General features: G+C 68.1%; 12 protein-coding genes. 6 read left to right on the top strand and 6 right to left on the bottom strand.

Annotated elements, in window-relative coordinates:
* Nucleotides 1-40 precede the first annotated feature (40 nt).
* Together AC1DGD_RS13750 and AC1DGD_RS13745 are read right to left on the bottom strand one after the other, a co-directional pair.
* Nucleotides 41-1,387, bottom strand: coding sequence for a hypothetical protein (locus AC1DGD_RS13750; protein WP_476851407.1), 1,347 nt, complete (start codon nucleotides 1,385-1,387; stop codon nucleotides 41-43).
* Nucleotides 1,384-4,242 carry a hypothetical protein gene (locus AC1DGD_RS13745; protein ID WP_476857142.1) on the bottom strand — a complete coding sequence of 953 codons (2,859 nt, stop codon included), beginning with the start codon at nucleotides 4,240-4,242 and terminating at the stop codon, nucleotides 1,384-1,386. Before AC1DGD_RS13745 ends, AC1DGD_RS13750 begins: the two co-directional genes overlap by 4 nt.
* Before the next feature lie 231 nt (nucleotides 4,243-4,473).
* Between AC1DGD_RS13745 and AC1DGD_RS13740 the strand changes: the two genes are divergently transcribed.
* From AC1DGD_RS13740 to AC1DGD_RS13715, 6 genes are all read left to right on the top strand, one after another.
* On the top strand, nucleotides 4,474-4,755 hold the full coding sequence (locus AC1DGD_RS13740) for a hypothetical protein (RefSeq protein ID WP_028275663.1): 282 nt from the start codon (nucleotides 4,474-4,476) through the stop codon (nucleotides 4,753-4,755).
* 126 nt (nucleotides 4,756-4,881) lie between these two features.
* Nucleotides 4,882-10,485 carry a DUF6531 domain-containing protein gene (locus tag AC1DGD_RS13735; protein WP_476857141.1) on the top strand — a complete coding sequence of 1,868 codons (5,604 nt, stop codon included), beginning with the start codon at nucleotides 4,882-4,884 and terminating at the stop codon, nucleotides 10,483-10,485.
* 81 nt (nucleotides 10,486-10,566) lie between these two features.
* The gene (locus tag AC1DGD_RS13730) at nucleotides 10,567-11,286 is read left to right on the top strand and encodes a hypothetical protein (protein WP_476857140.1); all 720 of its coding nucleotides are present in this window, start codon (nucleotides 10,567-10,569) and stop codon (nucleotides 11,284-11,286) included.
* A gap of 653 nt (nucleotides 11,287-11,939) precedes the next feature.
* Nucleotides 11,940-12,482 (top strand): PadR family transcriptional regulator, encoded by a 543-nt coding sequence (locus AC1DGD_RS13725; protein ID WP_223915556.1) that lies wholly within the window; start codon nucleotides 11,940-11,942, stop codon nucleotides 12,480-12,482.
* An 8-nt stretch (nucleotides 12,483-12,490) separates the two neighbouring features.
* Nucleotides 12,491-14,200, top strand: a complete 1,710-nt coding sequence (locus AC1DGD_RS13720; RefSeq protein ID WP_476857150.1) for an ABC1 kinase family protein — start codon at nucleotides 12,491-12,493, stop codon at nucleotides 14,198-14,200.
* A 71-nt stretch (nucleotides 14,201-14,271) separates the two neighbouring features.
* On the top strand, nucleotides 14,272-15,318 hold the full coding sequence (locus tag AC1DGD_RS13715) for an alpha/beta hydrolase (RefSeq protein ID WP_476857139.1): 1,047 nt from the start codon (nucleotides 14,272-14,274) through the stop codon (nucleotides 15,316-15,318).
* A 43-nt stretch (nucleotides 15,319-15,361) separates the two neighbouring features.
* Here the strand turns inward: AC1DGD_RS13715 and AC1DGD_RS13710 are convergent, their stop codons facing one another.
* The 4 genes from AC1DGD_RS13710 to AC1DGD_RS13695 all read right to left on the bottom strand — a co-directional run bounded on the left by AC1DGD_RS13710 (nucleotide 15,362) and on the right by AC1DGD_RS13695 (nucleotide 21,505).
* Nucleotides 15,362-17,116: a gamma-glutamyltransferase family protein gene (locus AC1DGD_RS13710; protein ID WP_476857149.1), complete on the bottom strand. Its 1,755-nt coding sequence runs from the start codon at nucleotides 17,114-17,116 to the stop codon at nucleotides 15,362-15,364.
* A gap of 106 nt (nucleotides 17,117-17,222) precedes the next feature.
* The gene (locus AC1DGD_RS13705) at nucleotides 17,223-17,351 is read right to left on the bottom strand and encodes an MFS transporter small subunit (RefSeq protein ID WP_263407449.1); all 129 of its coding nucleotides are present in this window, start codon (nucleotides 17,349-17,351) and stop codon (nucleotides 17,223-17,225) included.
* A gap of 1 nt (nucleotide 17,352) precedes the next feature.
* Nucleotides 17,353-18,747 (bottom strand): OFA family MFS transporter, encoded by a 1,395-nt coding sequence (locus tag AC1DGD_RS13700; protein ID WP_223915547.1) that lies wholly within the window; start codon nucleotides 18,745-18,747, stop codon nucleotides 17,353-17,355.
* A 199-nt stretch (nucleotides 18,748-18,946) separates the two neighbouring features.
* The gene (locus AC1DGD_RS13695) at nucleotides 18,947-21,505 is read right to left on the bottom strand and encodes a helix-hairpin-helix domain-containing protein (RefSeq protein WP_476857138.1); all 2,559 of its coding nucleotides are present in this window, start codon (nucleotides 21,503-21,505) and stop codon (nucleotides 18,947-18,949) included.
* Between the last annotated feature and the right edge of the window lie 15 nt (nucleotides 21,506-21,520).

Here is a 21,520-nt window from a genome sequence, read left to right as displayed (position 1 = left end):
ATGGTCCCCGCCCGCTTTGGGGCGAGCCGGGGGCAGGTGGTCAGGGGTTTGCCGGCGCCGGCACCCAGACGAGCCGCGGAGCGGCCTCATCCGGCGGGCGCAGGCCCAGATCCTGAGGGGAAGCGTAGACCGGGATTGCCTCCGCGGTCAGCGCCGCGGAGCGCGAGAAATCCAGCGCCGGCCCGGCGAGGCCGTCACCAGGACCGAAGGACATGGTGCGCAACGCCGCGCCGACCTTGGACGGCTCGCCGCTTCCAGCCGACGCGGCCGCCCGTACTAGGGCGACGACGGCGTCGTGGCTGCGTGAGTCCGCCGCCCATGCGTCGGCGGAAAACGCGGCATCGCCCGTCAGGTTCTTGACCTTCGGGTCACCGGACGCCAGACGCACGGCGGACAGGAATGCGGACATCCCGCGCCCCTGGGCGTCCTGCTGGAGCGCCGTGGCATCGCCGCCGGCCGGAGCAACACTGACCAGCTGTCCGGAGGCGGCGCCGTCGAGCTCGGACAGCGTGGAAGCGAAGGCCGGGGCGGTGGCGCCGTCCGGTATGACGACGGGGACGGACACGTCGCGGGCCTGCAGGGCCTGGACCAGCCGGGCCAGCCGCTGCGGGGTGGCGGCCGAGACAACCACGGCGTCCGCGGGCTCGGCGACCCTCGTGGACCCGGCGCCTGCTGGGGCGTCCTCGGCAGGAGGGCGCAGCTGGTCCCCCGTTCGGATGGCGGCCTCCTGGGCCAGGTCCGTCACCGCGTCGAAGCCATCGAGGTTCAGCGTCTGTGAGATCCCGACGGAGGCAGGGACCTCGCCGCCGTCCCCGACGAGCAGCACCCTGTTTTTGCCGTTCAGCGCGGTGCGAAGGGCGGCCGCGACGGATGCGCCCGACGGCCTCGTGGTCCAGGTGGTCTGCGCGGGGTCCGATGGTTCGGCGTAGGGCAGGATCGCCGGGAGGCCGAGCTCCTCGGCGGTCTTTGCCGCGGCCCGGGCCGGCGCACCCGTGGTCGCCACGACGACACCCGATGCTCCCTGCGCGGCGAGCGCGTGGACGGCGGCGCGGGCGCCATCCTCCGTGCCGCGGTCGTTCTGGGCTGCGAGGGCGACGGTGGCGCCGCCCTTGGCAAAGCGCTGTGCGGCGACGATCGCGCCCTGTGCCGCCCGGTTGTACTCGGAGCCGGGCTCGCCGGACTGGCCCAGGGTGAGGACGACGCCGATGGAGAAGTCCTTCGGCAGGCCCTCGGCCTGCAGCGCAACGGGAACCGTCGCGGCTACTGGATCGGGCCGTGAAGCCTCCTTGGGACGGCTCAGCGCCACGGTCGTCAGGGCGATCGCAGCCGCGAGGACGACAGTGATGCCCGCGACGATCAGGGTCGTGAGCCCGGTGCGGGAGCTCATGCGGTGCCGCCGATCTTCAGTGTGTACAGGGTCTGCGACGTGGCGCCGGCCGGCACCTCGAGGTGGAACGGTGGCAGTTCGTCGACCGCGGTGAGTGAAGCCTTGAACTGCGCCTGGCGCAGGAGCAGCCCCGCCACGTCCCTGGAGCGGATATTGGCATAGCCCTCAGCGTTCTGCGATGCCAGTGCCAGCTGATAGTCAGCGGTGTCGGCTTTGGCGGCGCTTGTGGCCATGGAGCCGAGCAGGCCGGATCCGTTCACCGAACGGTCGCCCAGGTCGAGCATCACCTTGGTGAGGCTTGAGGACAGGAGGGCGCTGGCGCCCTCGACGTCACGGGTTGAGCCGGACGTGCTGGAGGCGATGTTCGCGAGCGAGGACTGCGTGCCCTTGTCCAGGGATGCGGCCAGCGCGTCGCTCTGCCCGCGCAGTTCGTCCCGCTGCTTATTCACCGTGCCCTCGGCGTCGTTCACCACCTCGTCCGAGGTGGACTTCAAACCGGAGATAGAGCGGTTGAAGGCCGTGATCACGGCGTCGGAGCCCGCGTCGCCGATCTCGGCGACCCGGCGCACTTGCTCGTCCACGGTCTTGTAGACCTCGGCGGCGGTCTCCGCCGAAACCTCGCGGAGGGACTTCTTGATCTTGTCGCCGAGCCCGTCCTGCTGCTCCTTGAGCTTCGCGAGCGTCGAGCCGACCCGGCCGGAGGAGTCGATCGCCTTACCAAGCACGGCGTCCAGGGCAACGAGTTCGCGCTTGTTGCTGTTGACGTCGCCCGTGGCGGCGCCGTCGAGCGCCTTCGTGGCTTCTTTGATGGCGTCCAGCTTGGCGTCGATGTCGTCGATCGTCGTCCCCAAAGTGGTGAACGCCTGGCCGATCTCCTCGTCCGGGGCGGTGGTGTCGGTGGCCGCCAGGACCGCGTCCCAGGCGGCCGTCTGGGCCTGGATCCGATCGTCCAGCGGGTCCTTGAACCCCAGCGGCGGGCGCAGTTCCTGCGCGGGGTTTCCGCTTTCATCCGTGGGCTCGCACGGTGCGGACGTCAGGTAGGAACGCAGCCGCTCCGCTTGCTCGGCGGACAGTCGGCCCTCGCGGGGCGAGGCGCCGTCGGCCATCTTGCACAGCTCGTCGGCGAGCCGCTGCGTTTGCTGCGTCATCGAGCCGTTCAGCAGCGAGCGGTCACCCAACTCGCCCCGGGCGTTCTGCGCAGTCTTCTTGATGTCGCCCAGCTTCTGCCGCAGGCCGTCGATGCTGCCGCGGACCGCAGCGGCCGCGTCCCGGGTCGCGGCGACGGAGCCCCGGGCGGACTTGATCGCTTCTTCAACGTTTGCGAGGGCAGTCTTGTAGTCTTCCGTGGTCTCCGCGCCGTCGAGGACCGCAGCGAAATCGGCGCGCACCTTCTCCAGCGTGGCTGCGGCAGCCTCCTGATCCTTGATCGCGCCCTCGACCATCTGCGGCTGCAGGTCCGCCACGAGCTCGTCGCCCTTCTTCACCAGGCCCAGCAACGCGCCGGTGACGGTCACGGCAGAGCCGTAAAGGGAGCATGTCATCGAGCCCTGCTCCGCGCATTCCTCCGCGGTGGGGTCCTCGGGGCCCATGGTGGCCTTGATGGCGCCCGCCACGATATCCCGGCAGCCCGCACTCACCTTCGCGTAGGCGTCGAGCTGCGAGGCCATGGTCTGGATGCTGGAATAGACCGTGGCCGCCTTCCCCGATTTGGGCACCTCCGCAGTGCAGCCGTCACCGTTGATGGGAGCCGTCGCGGGCACGGCCGAGGTGTCGCCCAGCATAGCGTCCACGGCGGCGACGGTCAGCTTCAGCTGGGACGCGGTGGTGGACTGCGTTGACTTCGTCGCGGCCTCCAGGTCGGCGCCGAGAGTGTTCAGTTGCTCCTTCAGGTCCACCATGGTTGCGGCCAGGGCCGTGGAGTTATCGCGCAGCTCGCCCGCGGTCTTCGCACCCAGGGTCTGAGAGGTCTCCTGCAGGTTCCGCCGGACCTCGGTGATGGTGGATCCGGCCTTGGTCAACACGGTGTTGACGTCCGAGACCAGCGAGATGGTGCGGCGTTGCAGCCCCATCTCGGAGCCCGTGCCGGAGGAGAACGCGCCGGCGAGCACGCCGTCCGCGCTGAGGTCGGTGTTGAGGCCCGGCTGGACCGCCACGTCGAAAGCAGGGACCTGAAAGTCCTTGACCTCAGCAACGAGGCGCAGCGTGGTGCTCGCACCCGAACGGGGTGGGGCCAGCACGGTGGCCCACTGCACTACGGTGGCACCGTCCTCGGTGCTGCTCAGGACGCCGTTGGTGCCTGTTCCGCCGTCCGCAGAGCCGGCGGTGACGTCGTCGGCCCGTACACCGGTGAGCTTCGTTGAGGCGGCGATAGTCAGCGGGGCGCCCACGAGGGCGGTATCGGAGCGGGTTTGGCCCGCGGCATCGTATTCGATGACCCGCGGCTTAACCGTGAGGTTCTCCAGAGTCAGGTCGATCTCGACCGGCCCGGTGTGGCCTTGAAGCTCGGTGAGGTCGGAGCCGGACTTGTCGCCGGCCCGGTACTGCAGGCTCACTCGCACCGGCAGTTCGCCCACCGCCTGGGCGGCGTCGTACTTCGTGTCCGCTGCGGAAGAGTCGCCGGCCGCGGACACAGAGATGGTGGTGCCTTCGATCGTCTCGACCCCGGCGGCCGGGGACATGCCCACGCGCACGCTCTGCAGGAGCTTGACCGGATTGGACACCGACTCCGGCTCGGGGGCCGGGCCGCACGACGTCGTCGCGATCAGCCCCAGGCCGGCAAGGAAGGCGCCCAGCGCCCGGCCGGGCGCGATGCGGCGCCCCGGGATGTGCTGGTGCGTGGTAGTCCGTCTGGACATGATCGTCCCCTCTTCCGTTCATGGTGCCTTCAGCATGATACGGGGTTTCACTCACGAATGGACTAATCGCGGTTTGCCTGTGTCATGCGCATGACTTGGGCGGTCATGTCCCGCCGTTCTAGTTTTTCTTTTTGTTGGATTTATTGACGTGTGTTGGTAGCGTCGGCACCGTCTGGTCGTCGGCGGTTACGTGTCCGGCGGAGAAGCGCTTGTCTCTTGGGAGGAATTTCTATGTCGCGTGTGTTGTCTACTGAGCAAGCGAAGGCTGCGATTGGGCAGGTGCAGTCGATCATTAACGGTGGTTTCACGGATCAGATCTCGGCGCTGGATGCGCAGGGACGAGTTTTGTCAGATCCGAATATTTGGGATGGTCCCCTGGCTGCGCAGTTCCGAGGTTCTACGTGGCCGGAGACGAAGGCTGCTTTGGACAAGGCCAAGGAGGAACTCGAGCAGTTGCGGGGGCAGCTGCAGAAGATTTCGCAGGACATCTTCTCTGCTGGCGGCGGCGCCTGAGCCTGTATGTGATTGCGTGAGGGCCAGGTAGTCGCGCCGCTCTGGTGAGTGGGCGGTTACCTGGCCGATGCACGTTTGGTGGTTTGTCTTTCTGTTCCAGTTCTTGTTCTGTGGGGGGCTTTGGTTGTGACCGATTTCGTTGAGGTGCCGCTGTTGCCGGCGTCGGATGCTTCTCATGGCGGCCGGTTCAGTTATGCCGTGGCCGAGGCGGTGCAGTCGGTATTTGAATCGGCGGCGTCGCGGGTTGAGGGGCAGGCGGGGTCGCGGGCTTCGTATGTTTCCGCGGCGAAGACGGACTTCCAGGGCCACTTCTCGGACCTGTTCGCGGCGAACGCAGTAACGGCTGCGGGGGACGCGGAGGCCCTGGCCTCAGCATTGCGGACGGTCGCCGGCTATGTGGGGCAGATGATCGAGGCCGGGCGTGATGAGGATGATCGGCGCCGGCGGAACAACGAGTGGGTCCGGGAGCACAACGACCGGAACGGCTTCGAACAGGCCAGGGACTGGTTTTTTGGTGAGTCGGAGCGGCCGAACGCGGATCCGGGTCCGGCCCCGTCGTTTGCTCCGGCCTCGGCGGCCCTGGGCTCACGGGAAACCCCGGCGCCCGGTGGCGGGTATGGAGGCGGGACGTCCTCGGCGCGGCCGGCTGATCTGCGGTCCTTCGCGGCAGGGTCGCGGGGCCTGGACGACGGTTTGGCGGCCGAGCCGGGCTCGTTGCACGGGCAAATGTCCTCGTTCGCGTCTGCTTGCTACTGGGGTTCAATAGACGCGTCCGGAGTGATCACCGCATACCGGCGGTACTTGCAGGCGAACGAGAACGACGCGAAATGGGCGGTGACGGTTGCGGATGCATTTGCCGCCGCCGGCGGCGAGGGGGCCGTGTCGAGTGTTTCAGACGCGGCGGTGAACGAGGCGCTCGCTGCGGCGGGGGTGAGTGCGACCCGGTCCTCGTTGGCGATTGATCCGCCCACGGCGGCCGGTGCGATGCCGACCAGCGGGTACGCCAATGATCCCGTGAACACCTCAACGGGAAACTTCATCGAGCCGGAAACGGATCTGGGGTTCGCCGGGATTGCCTCAAACGTGGTGCTGTCTCGGATGTACAACTCGCTGGCGTCAGGTTTGGAGATGCCCGGGGTGTTTGGTCCTGGGTGGGCCTCGGTTCTGGATCAGTACCTCGCGGTCTCGGATGAGGGCTGCCGGTGGGTGATGGCCGACGGCCGGGCCGTGGACTTCCCCCGGGAGGGCACCGGCTGGGGCAGGGGTGTGGGAGAGAATTACTGGCTCACCCGGGAGCCCGCAATAACAGCTGACTTGGCGGAGCTGGGTTCCCTTCCGGAGGGCACGTCGGAGGCCCTGGTGGTCCGGGACAACCAGGGCGCGTGGTGGGCTTACAGCCTGGCCGGCGTGTGGCTCGGTGCCGGGTCCGGGCCTGGCCGGACGGCGTCCGTTCTCCGGGAAGGTCCAGCTGACGCCGGCAGTGCCGGACTGGTGACCCGGCTGGCGCATGTGCGGGGCCGTTTCCTCGACGTCGAGTACGTGGACGGGCTTGTTGCCGTGGTGAGGGCCTCGGACGGGCGCCGGGTGGAGTACGCGTACGACGCCGCTGGCAGGCTGACGCGTGTGGAGACCGGGCTGGGGACGCGCACCTACCGGTGGAATGAGCAGGGCCTGATCGAGGCCGTGGTCTCGGCTGCGGGCGTTCTCGAGGCAGAGAACACCTACGACGAACACGGCAGGGTTGTCCTGCAGACCTCCCAGCATGGGCGCCGGACCAGGTTCGCGTATCTGCCGGGCCGGGTCACGGTGGTTTCGGATGAGGACGGTACCCGCTCAAACTCGTGGATCGCCGATGCGAAGGGCCGCCTGGTCGGGGTGCTTGATTCCCATGACCAGCGTCAGTCCATGGCGTATGACGGCCACGGAAATCTGGTGTCGTTCACGGAGCGCGACGGGACGGTCACGGTGCACGCCTACGACGGGCGGGGCCGGAAGACCCGGACCGTGACCCCGGAAGGCGCGGACCTCACCTACGGCTGGGATGAGCAAGACCGCATCACCACGCTGGTGACGGAGTCCGGGTCGGTCGTCTCGTATGAGTATGCCGATGAGGTGTCGCGGGATCCCTCGGCGATCCTGGACCCGCTGGGCGGGCGCACCGAGCTTCAGTGGCGGAACGGGCAACTGGCCCAAGTAGTGGACCCGGCCGGAGTGACGGTCGGCTTTGAGTACGACGGGTTCGGGGACCTGGTCGCGACCCGGAACGCTGTAGGGGACATCGCAAGGATCGTCCGTGACCATGCGGGCCGCCCGGTCACGGCCATCAGCCCGTCGGGCGCTGAGACCCGTTTCAGCTACGACGCCGCGGGCCTGCTGGTGCGGCGCGAGGATCCGGACGGCGCCGTCTGGGCCTTCGAACACGATTCGGCGGGGCGGACGACGGCGTTCGTCGCCCCGGACGGCGGGCGGACCGAACTCGAATACGCCGTCAACGGTGAACTGGTCCGGACAATCGATCCTTTGGGCCGGGCCATTGAGCGGGTCTTCGATGAGCTCGGCAACGTCACCGCCGCGATGCTGCCCGACGGTGCCCGCTGGGGCTTTGTCCATGACACGCTTTCCCGGCTGGTCGGGATCACGGACCCCGCCGGCCATGACTGGGTACGGGAGTACGACAAGATCGGCGCCCTGACCGCCGTCGTCGACCCCACCGGGGTCCGCACAGACGCGACCGCGGACCGCAAGGCCGGGACGGCGACGCTGACGGACGCGTTCTCATCCTCGACGTACAGCTTTGACGAGTACGGGCGCCCCAGGCAGGTCCAGGGGGTGGACGGCTCCGCGGAGCTCATCTCCTATGACGCGGCGGGCAACCCGGTGGAGCTCGTCGACGGCGACGGCGGCCTGACGGTCCTGGGCCGGGACGTGGCCGGGAAGATCACGTCGATCACCTCCCCCAGCGGTGCCGTTACCCGGTACGAGTACGACGTGTGCGGGCGGCCTTGGAAAACCACGGACCCGCTCGGCGCGATCACGGAACTGGCCTACGACGCCGATCAGCGCGTCACTTCCCGGACGCTGCCCACGGGCGAGGTCGAGACCTTCGAGTACGACCCGTGCGGACGGCTTGTGCTGCGCCGCACCCCCGGCCAGGGCGTTTCCCGGTACGGCTACGACAAGGCCGGGCGGCTGACGTTCAGCCAGGACTCCTGGTACGGCACGCGCCGGTTCAAATACAACACCGCCGGGGAACTGACCGAGACCGTCAACGGCGTGGGCGGCCGGACCCGGTTCGAGTACGACGTCCGCGGGCGCCTGGTCCGGATCACCGATCCCCTGGGCGGGGTGACCACCCGCACCTACACGGCCACGGACCAGGTTGATTCCGTCACCGATCCGCTCGGGCGGATGAGCACCGCCATCTACGATCCCGCCGGGCGGCAACTGTCCCAGACCGACCCGGACGGACACACCACAACCTGGACGTATGACCGGGCCGGCCGGGAATCCTCCACCTCGTTCGACGGGAAGCTCATTGCCGGCGTCGAACGCGACCTGATCCGCCGCCGCGTAATCATTACCGATTACACGGGCGCTGACGGGCTGGCCGTCGAGCATGAGCTCGCGTATGACCGCTGCGGGCGGCTGGCGTCCCGCACCCGCGGCGGCCGGGGAATGTCGTGGAAGTACGACGCCGACGGGAACCGCACCGGTTTCACCGACGCGCACGGAACCACCACCACTTATGTCCGGGATGCCGCGGGCCGGGTGACCGCTGTCAGCAACCCCCGGCTCGGGGAGGCCGTGTTCTCCCACGACGCGTCGGGGCGTATCACCGCAGCCGCTGCCGGGAACCTGGTCCAGGAATGGGCCTACCGCTACGGGAGCCTGTCCGAGCACAGCCGCACGGACCGTTCTGACCCGCTCTCGACCGATGTCACCCTGATCGGCCGGGACGAGGACGGCCGGATCACGGCCCTGACCCGCGCCGGTACTGTGACCCAGTACGGGTATGACGGGGCCGGCCAAATGGTCTCGGAAGCCACCACCCGGAACGGGGAGCCGGGGCTTCCCTCTCTGGTCTCCGAGTGGATGTACGACGCCGGCGGGCGCCTTATCCGGGAATCCACGCCGGGTGGCTCCCGGGTCTATGAGTACGACGCCGCTGGACAGCTCCTCGCCGTCACGGACGCTGACGATTCACGGACTGAGTATGTTCATGACGGCCTGGGCCGCCGCACCCGGCTCATCCACCCGGACGGGTCCTGGACCGAGTACTCGTGGGGTCAGAGCGGGCAGCTGAAGAGCGTTGCCGACCGCACGCCCGACGGCATGGAAACCTCCCGGCATGAGCTGTGGGTGGACGCCCTCGGCGAGCTCGCCGCCGTTGATGGGTCGGAGCTGTGGTGGGACACCGCCACCCCCATCCCCACCCTGGCCGGCTTCGGCGGTGAACAGGTCCTTTCGTTGCCTGGTGGTGTCACCGGTATCGAGGACGCCTGGATCGCGCCGGGCTGGCGGGCCGCCCGCCCCACCGACCAGTCCGACCCCTGGGCCGTCATCGGCGCGCCGGCAGTCCCTGGCCCGGGTCCGGGTGGCACTGCCGTTGGTGGTGCCGCTGGTTTGGGTTCGGTGTCCCGGCTGGCCGGTGTGCTGCCCGCCGGGATCACTCTGACCGGCAACGGCGGCCTGGACATCGCTGGCCTGGAGTGGCTCGGGGCACGTGCGTACGACCCCGCTACTCGAGGTTTCCTCTCCACCGATCCTCTCTCCCCCGTCCTCGGCGCGGGCTGGGACGGCAACCCCTACGCCTACGCCGGCAATAACCCCCTCAACACCACCGACCCCACCGGGCTGCGTCCGCTCACTGATGACGAGCTGAAGGCCTACGACAAATCGGCCGGGAGCCACTGGGAGTACGTCGTTGCGGGACTCGCCGTGGCCGCTGGCGTTGCTGCATTGTTCGTGCCGGGGCTCAACATCATCGCGGCAGGAGCTATCGCCGGGGCATTGAGCTCGGGTGGCCTCTCGGTCTTTTCCCAGAAATCGCAGAAGGGTTCGGTCGACTGGTGGTCGGTCCTCGGCAACACCGCGATAGGCGCGGCTACCGGTGCTGCAGGTGGCGGCGCGGCCATGTGGACTAGGGGCGTCCTCGCGGGTGCGCCGGCCGGACAGGCTGCAGCAGCGCTCGGAGTAAGTGCTGGCGCCAACGGGGTCGTCGGTGCGGGTGCAAGTGCCGCGAGCTACCTTTATCAGAAAGGCGGGCGCATCAATAACGGCTGGGACTTTGCGGGCAAGATCGCTGGTGGTGGCTTCGCCGGTGCCGTAGGCGGCCTCGCGGGGCCGGCCGGCGGCAGCCTCGCCAGAGGGATGTCATTGTCGTCGACCGGCGTGGTTGCCAAGGCCGGAACGATGGCCATCAGTGGCGTTGGTGCGGGAACAGGTTCGATGCTGGAGAACGTCGTCGCCGGGGATCCCATTGACCCCGCGAAGGCCGGGGCAACAGGCCTGTTTGGAGCGGGTGCTGCCGCGATACCTGTGGGGCGCATACCGGCGTTCAACCAGACAGGCGTTAGCACGCTAAGGCAGATGCCGTACTTTGCGCCTCGGACTGTGAACGGCATGTTTAACTACAACCAGACGAATACCGTGGGACTGTGGGGAGGCGCCTTGGGAGGTGGCACTGTCGGCTTCGGTGGCGACCAACTCCAGAGCGCACTCGGATGGTGAGCAAAACAGGCCTAGAAAGGGTTGGTTGTTGTGGGAAGAAAAGCTGAGCATCCGGTAAGGAATGCTCTGATCCTTAGTGGCGTGTTATTGAGCGCAACGGTCGCGGTGATCCTGGTAGGACCTCAGGACCACGTGTCACAGGAGGTCGTGGCACTACTCGCCGGCCTGGCCGTGGGTGTGTGGTTGCTGCGTTTCTCGCCGCCCTGGCGATGGCTAGCCATGTTGGTTTTGGTGCTTTCCCTCGTTCTCTGTTTGGTGTTGGGCCCAGCCGGAATCGCGTGGTTCGGTGGGTTTATTTCGGGCACTCAGGCAGGACTGGCCTGGCAGCATGCGAATAAGCGGAGCCGTCAGCCCGCTAAGCCGAGCCGGGAAACCACAAATAAGGCGGAGTGGCTTGTTGATGGGCGGGGCCTTAGCACCGTCGCGGAGGCACGTGAGGCGGCTGGTGCTGCGCTGCATTCCTTGGACGGGAAGTTGCGTGGACGGCTGGCTGTTGAGCATGGGTCGGCACGTTTTGAGGTGGCCGGCGGTGTTGGGCTGGGGATGGTCTGTCACCGGAATGCTGATGCTAACCAGGAGAGTTCCTGGGCGGTGTTGTTGCGGCCCGGACAAGCGAAGGATGAATCGGTGGATGTGCCGATGGGTGATGCGACGGGCTTCATTCCTTCTCGGTTCGTTAACGACCTCGGACCTGTCGAGGCGGCACTGACAGATTTCCTCGGGAACCCGGGATCAGCGTCGTTGGGCCCGGAATGGATGACGGGTAACGACGCAGAAGCCACTCGCCTGACCACTTTCTAACCACTAAATGGTGTCGCGATTGGCAGGAATGTGAGATCGTCGCGGCCCGCTTGTTCCGGGACGGCGAGTTGGAAAAATGGGTCGAGTATCCCACTGGATTAGTAATCAGCGATTCCGAGTTACAGACATAAGTTGGAGTCGTTCTGAACCACATGGGCCTTTGACCACAATGCTGAATCAGTGGAGCCCCTGGAGCGACTTGCAGGAGTGTCAGCGGATTGCCGATCGCCTTTTTCGGGAGGGCCGGAGGGAGGATTGGGTTGAGTACTCAACGGCCATCGTCGTGCCGGGTTAGGCGTTGGGGGAATACTCAGCAATGCTCCGAGGACAAAAGGCCGGCCGCCGCGCTCAACGGCGCTAGTGATTTGCACTTCGCGAAATCTCCAGATCGACCGTGGCGACCAATCCTGAAGTAGGAAAAGCGTATGGTTCGGTGGATTTATTTTGGGCACTCAGGCAGGACTGGCCTGGCAGCATGCAAGTAAGCGCCGTGAGCCCGCTCAGCAGGCCCGGGAAACCGCAAAAAAGAACGCTGACGGCTGTCGGATCACGATGCAAGATGTGGATCGCCGGCGCTCTTGGTTTCGCAAATCTGCGCGTGTATCGTTGGCTATCGTTGTATATCGTTCACGGTTGTCCATGAGGAGAGCATGATGCGCAGTTCTTACCCGGCAGGCGGATTTCGCGGCAACAATGTCGACGGCATGTGGCAGGCCGTAGAGGAGTTGCGTTCGAGGTTCGAGAAGCGCTCGGGTTCCCGGGCGGGGCGTGGCGAGGTGCGCTCGGCTGTGCTGGCACTGCTCGCCGAGCGGCCGATGCACGGCTATCAGATTATTCGTGAAATCGAGGAGCGCAGCGGCGGCACCTGGAAGCCCAGTGCTGGCTCCGTCTATCCGACCCTTCAGCTGCTGGCCGACGAGGGCCTTATCCGTGCTGAGGAATCCAACGGACGCAAGATCTATTCCCTGACGGACGCAGGCCGCGAGGAGATGGCGGGTGCCGGTACGTCAGCGCCCTGGGAGTCGACGGGTCCGGCGTCGGGCTCGGGATTCGCGGCGCTGCCCAAGGCGGGCGTCGAGCTCGCGCAGGCCGCCTCCCAGGTGGGACGCACCGGCACGCCGGAGCAGGTGCAGGAAGCCGTGGCGGTGCTCGATGACGCGCGCCGCCGGCTGTACGCGATCCTCGCCCAGGGCTGACCGGGGTGATGTCGGTTCGCCGGGACCGGGCAGCTCCGGGACCCGGCACCCGGGGCCACCGGGCCCGTTACCGCCGAATCCTGCGCTTCGCCGCATGGCATCTCGCGGTGACCTGGTGGTTCGAGCTGTTCCTCCCCCGCATCGGGCTGGTGCGGATTGCCGAGCGCACCAGGGCGAAGAGGATGCGGCGCTTCGCTCAACGCTTCCATGCGCTGGCGGTGGACCTCGGCGGCCTCATGATCAAAGTCGGACAGTTCCTGTCCTCCAGGCTCGACGTGCTGCCGCCCGAGATCACCAAGGAACTCGAGGGGCTGCAGGACGAGGTGCCTCCGGTTTCGTTCCCCGCGATCCGCGCCCTCGCCGAAGCTGAGCTGGGCGCGCCGCTGGAGCAGTTGTTCGCCTCGGTCGAGGAGACACCGATCGCAGCAGCGTCCCTCGGGCAGGCGCACCGGGCGAGGCTTGGCCCGGGCGACGCCGCCGACACCGGGCTCGACCGGGTGGTGCTGAAGGTGCAGCGGCCGGGCATCAAGGCCATTGTCGACGTCGACCTGGCGGCACTGCGCAAAGTGGGCGGCTGGCTCAGCCACGTGCGCCTGGTGTCCGATCGTGCCGACATGCCCGCCCTGGTCGAGGAGTTTGCGCAGACCAGTCTTGAGGAGATCGACTACCTGAATGAGGCGGCGAATTCGGGGCGGTTCGCCGCCGATTTCGCCGACGACGGCCGGGTGGAGGTGCCCGACGTCGTCTGGGAACGGAGCACCCGCCGCGTGCTCACCCTCGAAGACGTCACGGCGATCAAGATCACGGACTCGGAGGCACTGCTGGCGGCGGGCATCGATCCGGCCCAGGTCGCCCCTGTTTTTGCCTCGGTCATGTTCGACCAGATTTTTACGAGCGGCTTTTTTCATGCCGACCCGCACCCGGGGAACATCTTTGTCACGCCGGTTGCCGATCCATCCACGGAGCACCCATGGAAGCTGACATTCATCGACTTCGGCATGATGGGCGAGGTTCCGGCGAGCACACGCAGCGGTCTGCGGAAGCTGCTCATCGCTGCCGCTGCGCGTGACGGCAAGGGGTTGATGACCGCGATCAGCGACGTGGGGGTGTTGGTGCCCTCAGCCGACACGGTCGAGCTTGAGCGGGCGATGACGCACCTCTTTGCCCGCTTTGGCGGGATGGGCTTCGCCGAGCTTCGCGAGGTTGACCCCCGGGAGTTCCGTGATTTTGCGGTGGAGTTCGGTGACGTGGTCCGCTCGTTGCCGTTCCAGATGCCGGAGAACTTCCTGCTCATTATCCGGGCGATGTCACTGACGTCGGGTGTGTGCAGCTCGCTGGACGCCCGGTTCAATCTGTGGGACTCGGTCGAACCCTATGCGGCGCAGCTGCTGCGCGACGAGCGCGGCAACATCGTGCAGGACGTTGCCCAGCAGGCGCTCGATGCCGCCGGGATGGCGCTGGGTCTGCCGAAACGTCTTGATGGGCTGCTAACCCGACTCGAGGACGGTTCACTGTCGGTAGCAAATCCGCGCCTTGAGCGGCAGCTGGGACGGCTTGACCGCACGGCGCAGCGATCGGCATCGGCGCTGATCTTCGGCGCCCTGCTGGTTTCCGGCTCCGTGGTCCGCGCGGATGACATGGTGCTCGGCAATGTCCTGATGATCGCGTCGGTCCTTCCGCTGCTGCACGGGCTGTGGGCGGGGCGCAGCGGCCGCTGATCGAGCCGGTGACGGGGTTTTGTCGCGCCCGGACCCCTTTGGGTTCCGCTGCCGGGGGATATCATCAAACCGTGAAGGAAGGCCAGCCTTTTCGTCCTGCGAACCACACCGAAACCCCCGGCCCCACAGGGCCCAACCCCACTTCCTGGAAGTCCTCGATCCTGAACGGGAGCGGCGCTCTCGCGGCGGCCGCCCTGATAGTGGTCCCGCTCTGGATGCTGCTCAGCAACCCGGCCGTCCTCGGCGGCCACCCCGCCCTGCCAACTCTCCTGGTGGCCGCCGTCGCACTGGGGATACTTTGGGCGCTGATTCTGGTCAGACGCTGGTGGTTCGGCGGCAAACAGCAGCGTAGCGGTGACATTTCCACCTGGCAGTTGGTCCGCGGGATCGCAGGCAGGCTCACGGTCCTCGGTTTCGTGGCGGCGCTGATGTGGCTTAGCCCGTTCCCCCACCAACCCGACCGGGAGAATACGGTCCCGGCCAATGGACCCACCGCGACCGCGCCAGCCGGGCCAAAGGCTGCAGAAGACGCAACTTCAATCACCCTTGCCCCGGCGGGCGAAGCCACCACGGGTCTCGTCTTCTACCCCGGCGCCAGGGTCGACGCGCACGCCTATCAGGAGCTGCTGCAGCCGCTCGCGGACGCGGGTCATCTAGTCGTCATCCTGAAACCACCCCTTGGCGTCTCCCTGCTGGACACCAACCAGGCCCGTGCAGCCATGGACCGGCATCCCGAAATCGCATCCTGGGCCGTCGGTGGTCATTCGTTGGGCGGCGTGAGCGCATCATCCTTCGCGGCGTCGAATCACGACGTCTCCGGGCTGCTGCTCTTTGCTTCGTACCCCGCAGAGAACATGGCGGACGCGCAGGGCCTCTCGGTGCTCTCCATCTCCGGCTCAAACGATGGCCTGAGCACCCCGGACAAGATCGCGGCGTCGAGGTCCCTGCTCCCGCCAACCACCACCTACGCAACGGTTGTGGGCGGCGTGCACGCGTTCTTCGGTGACTACGGTGGGCAGCCCGGGGACGGCGAGCCGGGCATCAGCCGCAACGAGGCGCAGCAGCAGATAGTTGCCGAGTCGCTCCGCTTCATGGACCGGCTCAAGGCTTCCGGCTAGGACGCGAGCATTCCTCAGCTCCACCGCTACGCACCGCCAACCGCTACCGGCCCGCGGCGTACCCCTGCGCACCGCGCGGATTCGCGGCAGCCTGCAGGACCCCGGTCTCAGGATCCCGCACGACGGCGGACAACCGCCCCAGCGCCCAGTCACCAGCCCGGCTGACCACATGCCCGCGGCATTCGAGCCCCGCGATGACGTCCTCACCGAGCCGGTCCTCGACGACGGCGCCACCGGGCTCCCAGGTGCGCGGCCAGAAGGACCCGGGCACCGACGTCGTATGGAACGTCGGTGCGTCGATGGCCTGCTGCGGCGAGTACCCGCCCACGATGGTCCGCAGCAGGTACGGCAGCTGCCACTGGTCCTGCTGGTCGCCGCCGGGCGACCCCAGCGCGGTCACGGCGTGGCCGTCCCGCAGCACGAGCGTGGGCGTCAAGGTGGTGCGCGGGCGTTTGCCGGGCGTCAGCGTGGACGGCGTCCCGGGCTCCAGCCAGGTCATCTGCAGCCGGGTGCCCAGGCAGAAGCCCAGCTCCGGGATCGCCGGGGAGGACTGCAGCCAGCCGCCGGACGGAGTCGCGGAGACCATGTTGCCCCAGCGGTCCACGACGTCGATATGGCAGGTATCGCCGCGGGTCACCCCCGCGGGTGTCACGGTGGGCTCGCCGACGCCGAGTCCGGCCGCGGAGGCATGGCCCGCGAGCGCCGGCGGCGTGTAATTGGTGCGCAGTGGCGGCATGTACGGCGCCAGCCCGGGCACGGTGCCAGGCCGGAAGTCGTGGGAGGCCCGTTCCGTGATCAACGCGCGGCGGCCGGCACAGTAGTCCTCCGACAAGAGGTAATCGAGCGGCACGTCCGTGTCGCCGTAGTACGCCTCCCGGTCCGCGAGCGCGAGCTTCTGCGCTTCCAGTACGGTGTGCGCCCCGAGCTCGGTGGACGGATCAAGGAACCGGTCCTCGAAGCCGGACAGGATGGCCAGGGTCTGCAGCAGCGCCGGCCCCTGACCCCACGGCCCGGTCTTGGCGATCGTGTGGCCCCGGAACTCCACAGTGGCGGCCGCCTCATACCCGGCCTCGAATCCCGCGAGATCGTCCAGGGCGAGCACTCCGCGGTGATCCGTGCCCGAGGAATGCCGGTGCGGGGACTGAACCGACTCCACCATGGCGCGGGCCACGAACCCCTCCCGCCACTCGCGGCGGGCCGCATCAATTCCCGCCTCGCGGGTGGATTCCCTAACTCCGGCCTGCACGAGCCGTTCCAGGGTGCGGGCATAGGCCGGGTTCCACACCAGCTCGCCCTCAACCGGGATTCGGCCGCCCGGCATCCACAGCTCAGCGGACGTGGGCCAGTGCGCCTCGAACAGCGCGGACACGGCCGCGATGGTGGTTCCGACCCGGCCGAGCATCGGGTGCCCGTCCCGCGCGTAGCCGATCGCGAAGTCCAGGACCGCGTCCAGCTCCCACGTCCCGTGGTCACGCAGCAGCAGGAGCCAGGCGTCGACGGCGGCAGGCACCGCGGCGGCCAGGGCACCCGATCCCGGAACGAGGTCCAGGCCTTCGGCCACGTAGTGCTGCACGGTGGCCCCGGCCGGCGCAGGGCCCTGCCCCATCAGGACTATGGGCTGCTCCGGCCGGTCCGCGGTGACGAAGATCCCGGTCATGTCTCCGCCGGGCCCGTTGAGGTGCGGTTCCACCACGTGGAGCACGAACGCTCCCGCCACCGCGGCGTCGAAGGCGTTCCCGCCGCGCTCCAACACGGACTGGGCCGCCGCCGTCGCAAGCCAATGCGTGGACGCGCTCATCCCGAACGTGCCCTGCAGCGTGGGGCGGGTGGTGAACGCCTCCGGGCGTGTGAACGGCACACTCACCGCGCGCGAACTATCACCGAAGACTTCTGCCACCACGGTGTCAGCCAAACAGGGCCGCCACGCGGGTGAGGGTCTCATAGACGCCATACGCGAGCGGCACGCCGACAAGCCCCCAAGCGATGACCAACCTCCCGGTGGACGGTGTGACCGAACTCTGTGCAGTACTCATTTCAGCCCTCCAAGGCAGGTTCTTCGGCCCGGACGCGGCCAGGACGTGGTTCGTGGAATCGTGCGTCCACCGGCGTGACCAAGAGGTTCGCCACGAAACCGATCACCAGCAGCCCCACCATGGTCAGCAAGGCTGGCTGGTAGGACGCGGCGTTGAGCGCGCCGGGCTTGCCCTGCGCGTCCAGGAAAGCGTTGACGATCAGCGGCCCGGCGATGCCCGCCGCGGACCAGGCCGTCAGGAGCCGGCCGTGGATGGCTCCGACCTGGAACGTGCCGAAGAGGTCGCGCAGGTAGGCGGGGGCCGTCGCGAACCCGCCGCCGTAGAAGGAGATGATGACGAACGCGAGGGCCACGTAGAGGACGGTGGACGTAGAGCCGGCCAGCGCCAGCACGGTGTAGAGCACGGCGCCGACGCCGAGGTAGACCATGTAGATGCGCTTGCGGCCTGTGACATCGGAGGTGGCGGACCAGGCAAAGCGGCCGGACATGTTGCCGATCGAGAGCAGCCCCACGAAGCCCGCGGCCACTGCGGCGCTGGCCAGGGACGTGCCGTCGGGCTGGCGGAAGAAGTCCTGGATCATCGGAGCGGCCTGCTCAAGGATGCCGATCCCTGCCGTGACATTGCAGAACAGGGCGATCCAGACGAGCCAGAACTGCCTGGTCTTGACCGCGTTCCGGGCGGAGACGTTGTCCGTGGTGACCAGCGAGGCGGCCTTGACCTTTGCGGGGTCGAAACCTGCCGGTTTCCAGCCCTCGGCCGGAACTCTGATGGTGAACGCGCCGAACATCATGTAGGCCAGATAGACGACGGCGAGGGTCAGGAAGAGCTTGCCCACCGACTCACCACTGGCCACCCAGCCCTTGGCCCCGGAGTTGGGATCGTACATTTTCAGCAGGGCCGTGGAGACCGGGCTGGCGATCAGGGCGCCGCCGCCGAACCCCATGATCGCCATGCCCGTGGCCAGTCCGGGCCGGTCCGGGAACCATTTGATCAGGGTGGAGACCGGGGAGATGTAACCGATCCCCAGTCCGATGCCGCCGACGACGCCGTAGCCGAGGTAGACGAGCCAGAGCTGGTGGCTGAAGATGCCCAGGGAGCCGATCAGGAAGCCGCTCGCCCAGAACGCGGCGGAGGTGAACATCGCCTTGCGGGGCCCGTTCCTGTCCACCCAGGTGCCCATGATGGCGGCCGAGAGGCCCAGCATCACGATCGCAACGGAGAAGATCACGCCGATCTCGGTCAGGCTCGCGCCGAAGTGCTTCACCAGCGCGGTCTTGTAGACGCTCGTCGCGTAGGCCTGGCCGATGCACAGGTGCACCGCGAGGGCTGCCGGGGGGACGAGCCACCGGTTAAATCCCGGCGGGGCGATGGTTCGTTCGCGGTCCAGCCAACCCATAAGTACTCCCCTGCTCGTCAACGGACATCGGTGTCCAGCACATTGCGGAAACGGCCCTCTGCCAGGGCCTCTGACCGAGCTTCCGGTAGAGGGCCGTTGCCTCCGGCAATCATGGTGCAGATCGTCAGCAAACGTACTACTTATGCGCCAAGCGGTAGGGAATCCGCGACGAACGGTGGTGCGGCAGCCGCACCGGGCGCTACTTGCCCAGGCCGGCCTTCCGGAGTGCCTCGGCCATCGCGGTGTTGACCGGCGACGGCGTGGGGGCCGGCTTCTGCGGTTGCCTGCCCGGCGTCCGCCGGTCGGCTGCCGGTTTCCCGGACGGCTGCCTTCCGGACGGTTGATTCGACGGCTGGGTCGACGACTGGGTCGACTGCGCCTGCGCCGCCGGCTGCCGCGGACGTTCCGGCCGCGAGTCCGCACGACCGCCGGCCGGGCGATCTCCGGCACTGCGGCCGCCCGCCGCACGACCGCCGGAGGCCGGTTCGTCGTCGAGCCTGAGGGTGAGCGAGATGCGCTTCCGCTCCGGATCCGCCTCCAGCACCTTGACCCGGACCACCTGCCCGGACTTCACCACTTCACGGGGATCGGAGACAAAGCGGTTGGCCAGGGCCGAGACGTGCACAAGCCCGTCCTGGTGCACCCCGACGTCGACGAACGCGCCGAACGCGGCCACGTTGGTCACCGTTCCCTCCAGCACCATGCCGGGCCTGAGGTCCGAGATCTTCTCGATGCCTTCAGAAAACGCTGCCGCCGCGAAGGCCGGACGCGGGTCACGGCCGGGCTTCTCGAGCTCGGCGATGATGTCCTGCACGGTGGGCAGGCCGAAGGAGCCGTCCACGAAGTCCTGCGGATTCAGCGCCGCAAAGCTTCCCGCAGCAGGCGCTTTACCGGCAGTCGCCTTGATTTTCCGGGCCACGGGGTAGGCCTCCGGATGCACGCTGGAGACGTCCAGCGGCTCCGCTCCCCCGGTGATCCGCAGGAAGCCTGCGCACTGCTCAAACGCCTTGGCGCCCAGCCGCGGGACCTTCTTCAGCTCGCTGCGCTTGGCGAAGGGCCCGTGCTCGTTCCGGTACGCCACAATGTTCTCGCTCAGCAGCGGCCCGACCCCGGCCACCCGGCTCAACAGTGCGGGCGAGGCGGTGTTGACGTCCACGCCCACCGCGTTCACGCAGTCCTCGACCACCGCGTCCAGGCTGCGGTCCAGCTTCGCGGCCGTGACGTCGTGCTGGTACTGTCCGACGCCGATCGACTTCGGCTCAATCTTCACCAGCTCCGCGAGCGGGTCCTGCAGCCGCCGGGCGATCGAGACGGCGCCGCGCAGGGACACATCCATGCCGGGCAGCTCCGCCGCGGCGAGCGCCGACGCCGAATACACCGACGCCCCGGCCTCGGACACCACAATTTTCTGCGGCTTGTTTTCCGGCCCGGAGGAGAGCTGCTTGAGCAGTTCGGCGGCGAGCTTGTCCGTCTCCCTCGACGCGGTGCCGTTGCCGATCGCGACGAGTTCGACCCCGTGCTTCGTGGCGAGGCCCACGAGGGTCCGCAGCGCCTCGTCCCATTTCCGGGCCGGGGCGTGCGGGTAGACGGTGTCCGTCGCGACCACCTTGCCGGTGCCATCCACCACGGCGACCTTGACGCCGGTGCGCAGTCCCGGGTCCAGGCCCAGGGTGGCGCGGTTCCCCGCCGGCGCGGCGAGCAGCACATCGCGCAGGTTCGCGGCGAACACACGCACGGCCTCGTCCTCGGCGGCGGCGAACATCCGGCTGCGCAGGTCTGCCGTCAGCCGCGCCAGGACGCGCGAGCGCCAGGCCAGCTGCGCGGTCTGCAGCAGCCAGGCATCGGCGGGCCGGCCGCGGTCGGCAACCCCGAGGAACCTGGCGACGGCCGCCTCGTACCGGCCGCGGGCGGCGGTGAGGGCGGCGTCGTCGTTCGGATCAGCCTCGGCGAGGTCCAGCTCCAGCGCGCCGTCCTTTTCTCCGCGCAGCAGCGCCAGGACACGGTGCGAGGGCATTCCGGCCGGCTGCTGGGAGAACTCGAAGTAGTCCTTGAATTTCTGGCCCTCGGATTCCTTGCCTTTCTTCACCCGGGACACCATCCGGCCCTGGGTCCACAGCCGTTCCCGGAGCGTGGCGGCCAGGTCGGCGTCCTGCGCTACGCGTTCCACCAGGATGGAGCGGGCACCGGCGAGCGCCGCGGCCGGGTCCCCGATCGAGTGTTCGGCGTTGAGGTACTTGGCCGCCTCGCGCTCCGGGTCCAGTTCGGGGCGCTTGAGCAGGGCGTCGGCGAGCGGCTCCAGTCCGGCTTCGCGGGCGATCTGCGCCTTGGTGCGCCGCTTGGTTTTGAACGGGAGGTAGATGTCCTCCAGCCGCGATTTCGTGTCGGCGCCGACGACGGCGGCCTGCAGTTCCGGGGTCAGCGCGCCCTGGGCGGCAATCGCCTCGAGGATACTCCGGCGGCGGTCCTCAAGCTCGCGCAGGTAGCGCAGCCGCTCCTCCAGCTCGCGGAGCTGGGTATCGTCCAGGGTGCCGGTCGCTTCCTTCCGGTAGCGGGCGATGAAGGGCACGGTGGACCCGGCGTCGAGCAGATCCACGGCGGCCTTGACCTGCCACGGCAGAACGCCGAGCTCGCCGGCGATCTGGGCGGCGATGCCGGACTCCTGGGTGTGCGGCGTGCCGGTCTGTGGTGAGCCGGTCTTCGCGGACGGGCCGGAGGCGGGCGAGGCGGGTGAGGCGGGGCGCTGCGGGTGTTGGGTCACCAAACCATTTTGCCT

The organism is Arthrobacter sp. 05T45 (genome assembly GCF_056395875.1).
Note: the sequence above shows the minus strand (reverse complement) of the source record. Positions and strands in the feature narration are given on the sequence as shown.

What these genes read in the sequence shown, in the direction of transcription:
- AC1DGD_RS13750 (WP_476851407.1), bottom strand. Translation starts at nt 1,387, where the DNA reads ATGAGCTCCCGCACCGGGCTCACGACCCTGATCGTCGCGGGCATCACT.
- AC1DGD_RS13745 (WP_476857142.1), bottom strand. Translation starts at nt 4,242, where the DNA reads ATGTCCAGACGGACTACCACGCACCAGCACATCCCGGGGCGCCGCATC.
- AC1DGD_RS13740 (WP_028275663.1), top strand. Translation starts at nt 4,474, where the DNA reads ATGTCGCGTGTGTTGTCTACTGAGCAAGCGAAGGCTGCGATTGGGCAG.
- AC1DGD_RS13725 (WP_223915556.1), top strand. Translation starts at nt 11,940, where the DNA reads ATGCGCAGTTCTTACCCGGCAGGCGGATTTCGCGGCAACAATGTCGAC.
- AC1DGD_RS13720 (WP_476857150.1), top strand. Translation starts at nt 12,491, where the DNA reads ATGTCGGTTCGCCGGGACCGGGCAGCTCCGGGACCCGGCACCCGGGGC.
- AC1DGD_RS13710 (WP_476857149.1), bottom strand. Translation starts at nt 17,116, where the DNA reads ATGAGCGCGTCCACGCATTGGCTTGCGACGGCGGCGGCCCAGTCCGTG.
- AC1DGD_RS13705 (WP_263407449.1), bottom strand. Translation starts at nt 17,351, where the DNA reads ATGAGTACTGCACAGAGTTCGGTCACACCGTCCACCGGGAGGTTGGTC.
- AC1DGD_RS13700 (WP_223915547.1), bottom strand. Translation starts at nt 18,747, where the DNA reads ATGGGTTGGCTGGACCGCGAACGAACCATCGCCCCGCCGGGATTTAAC.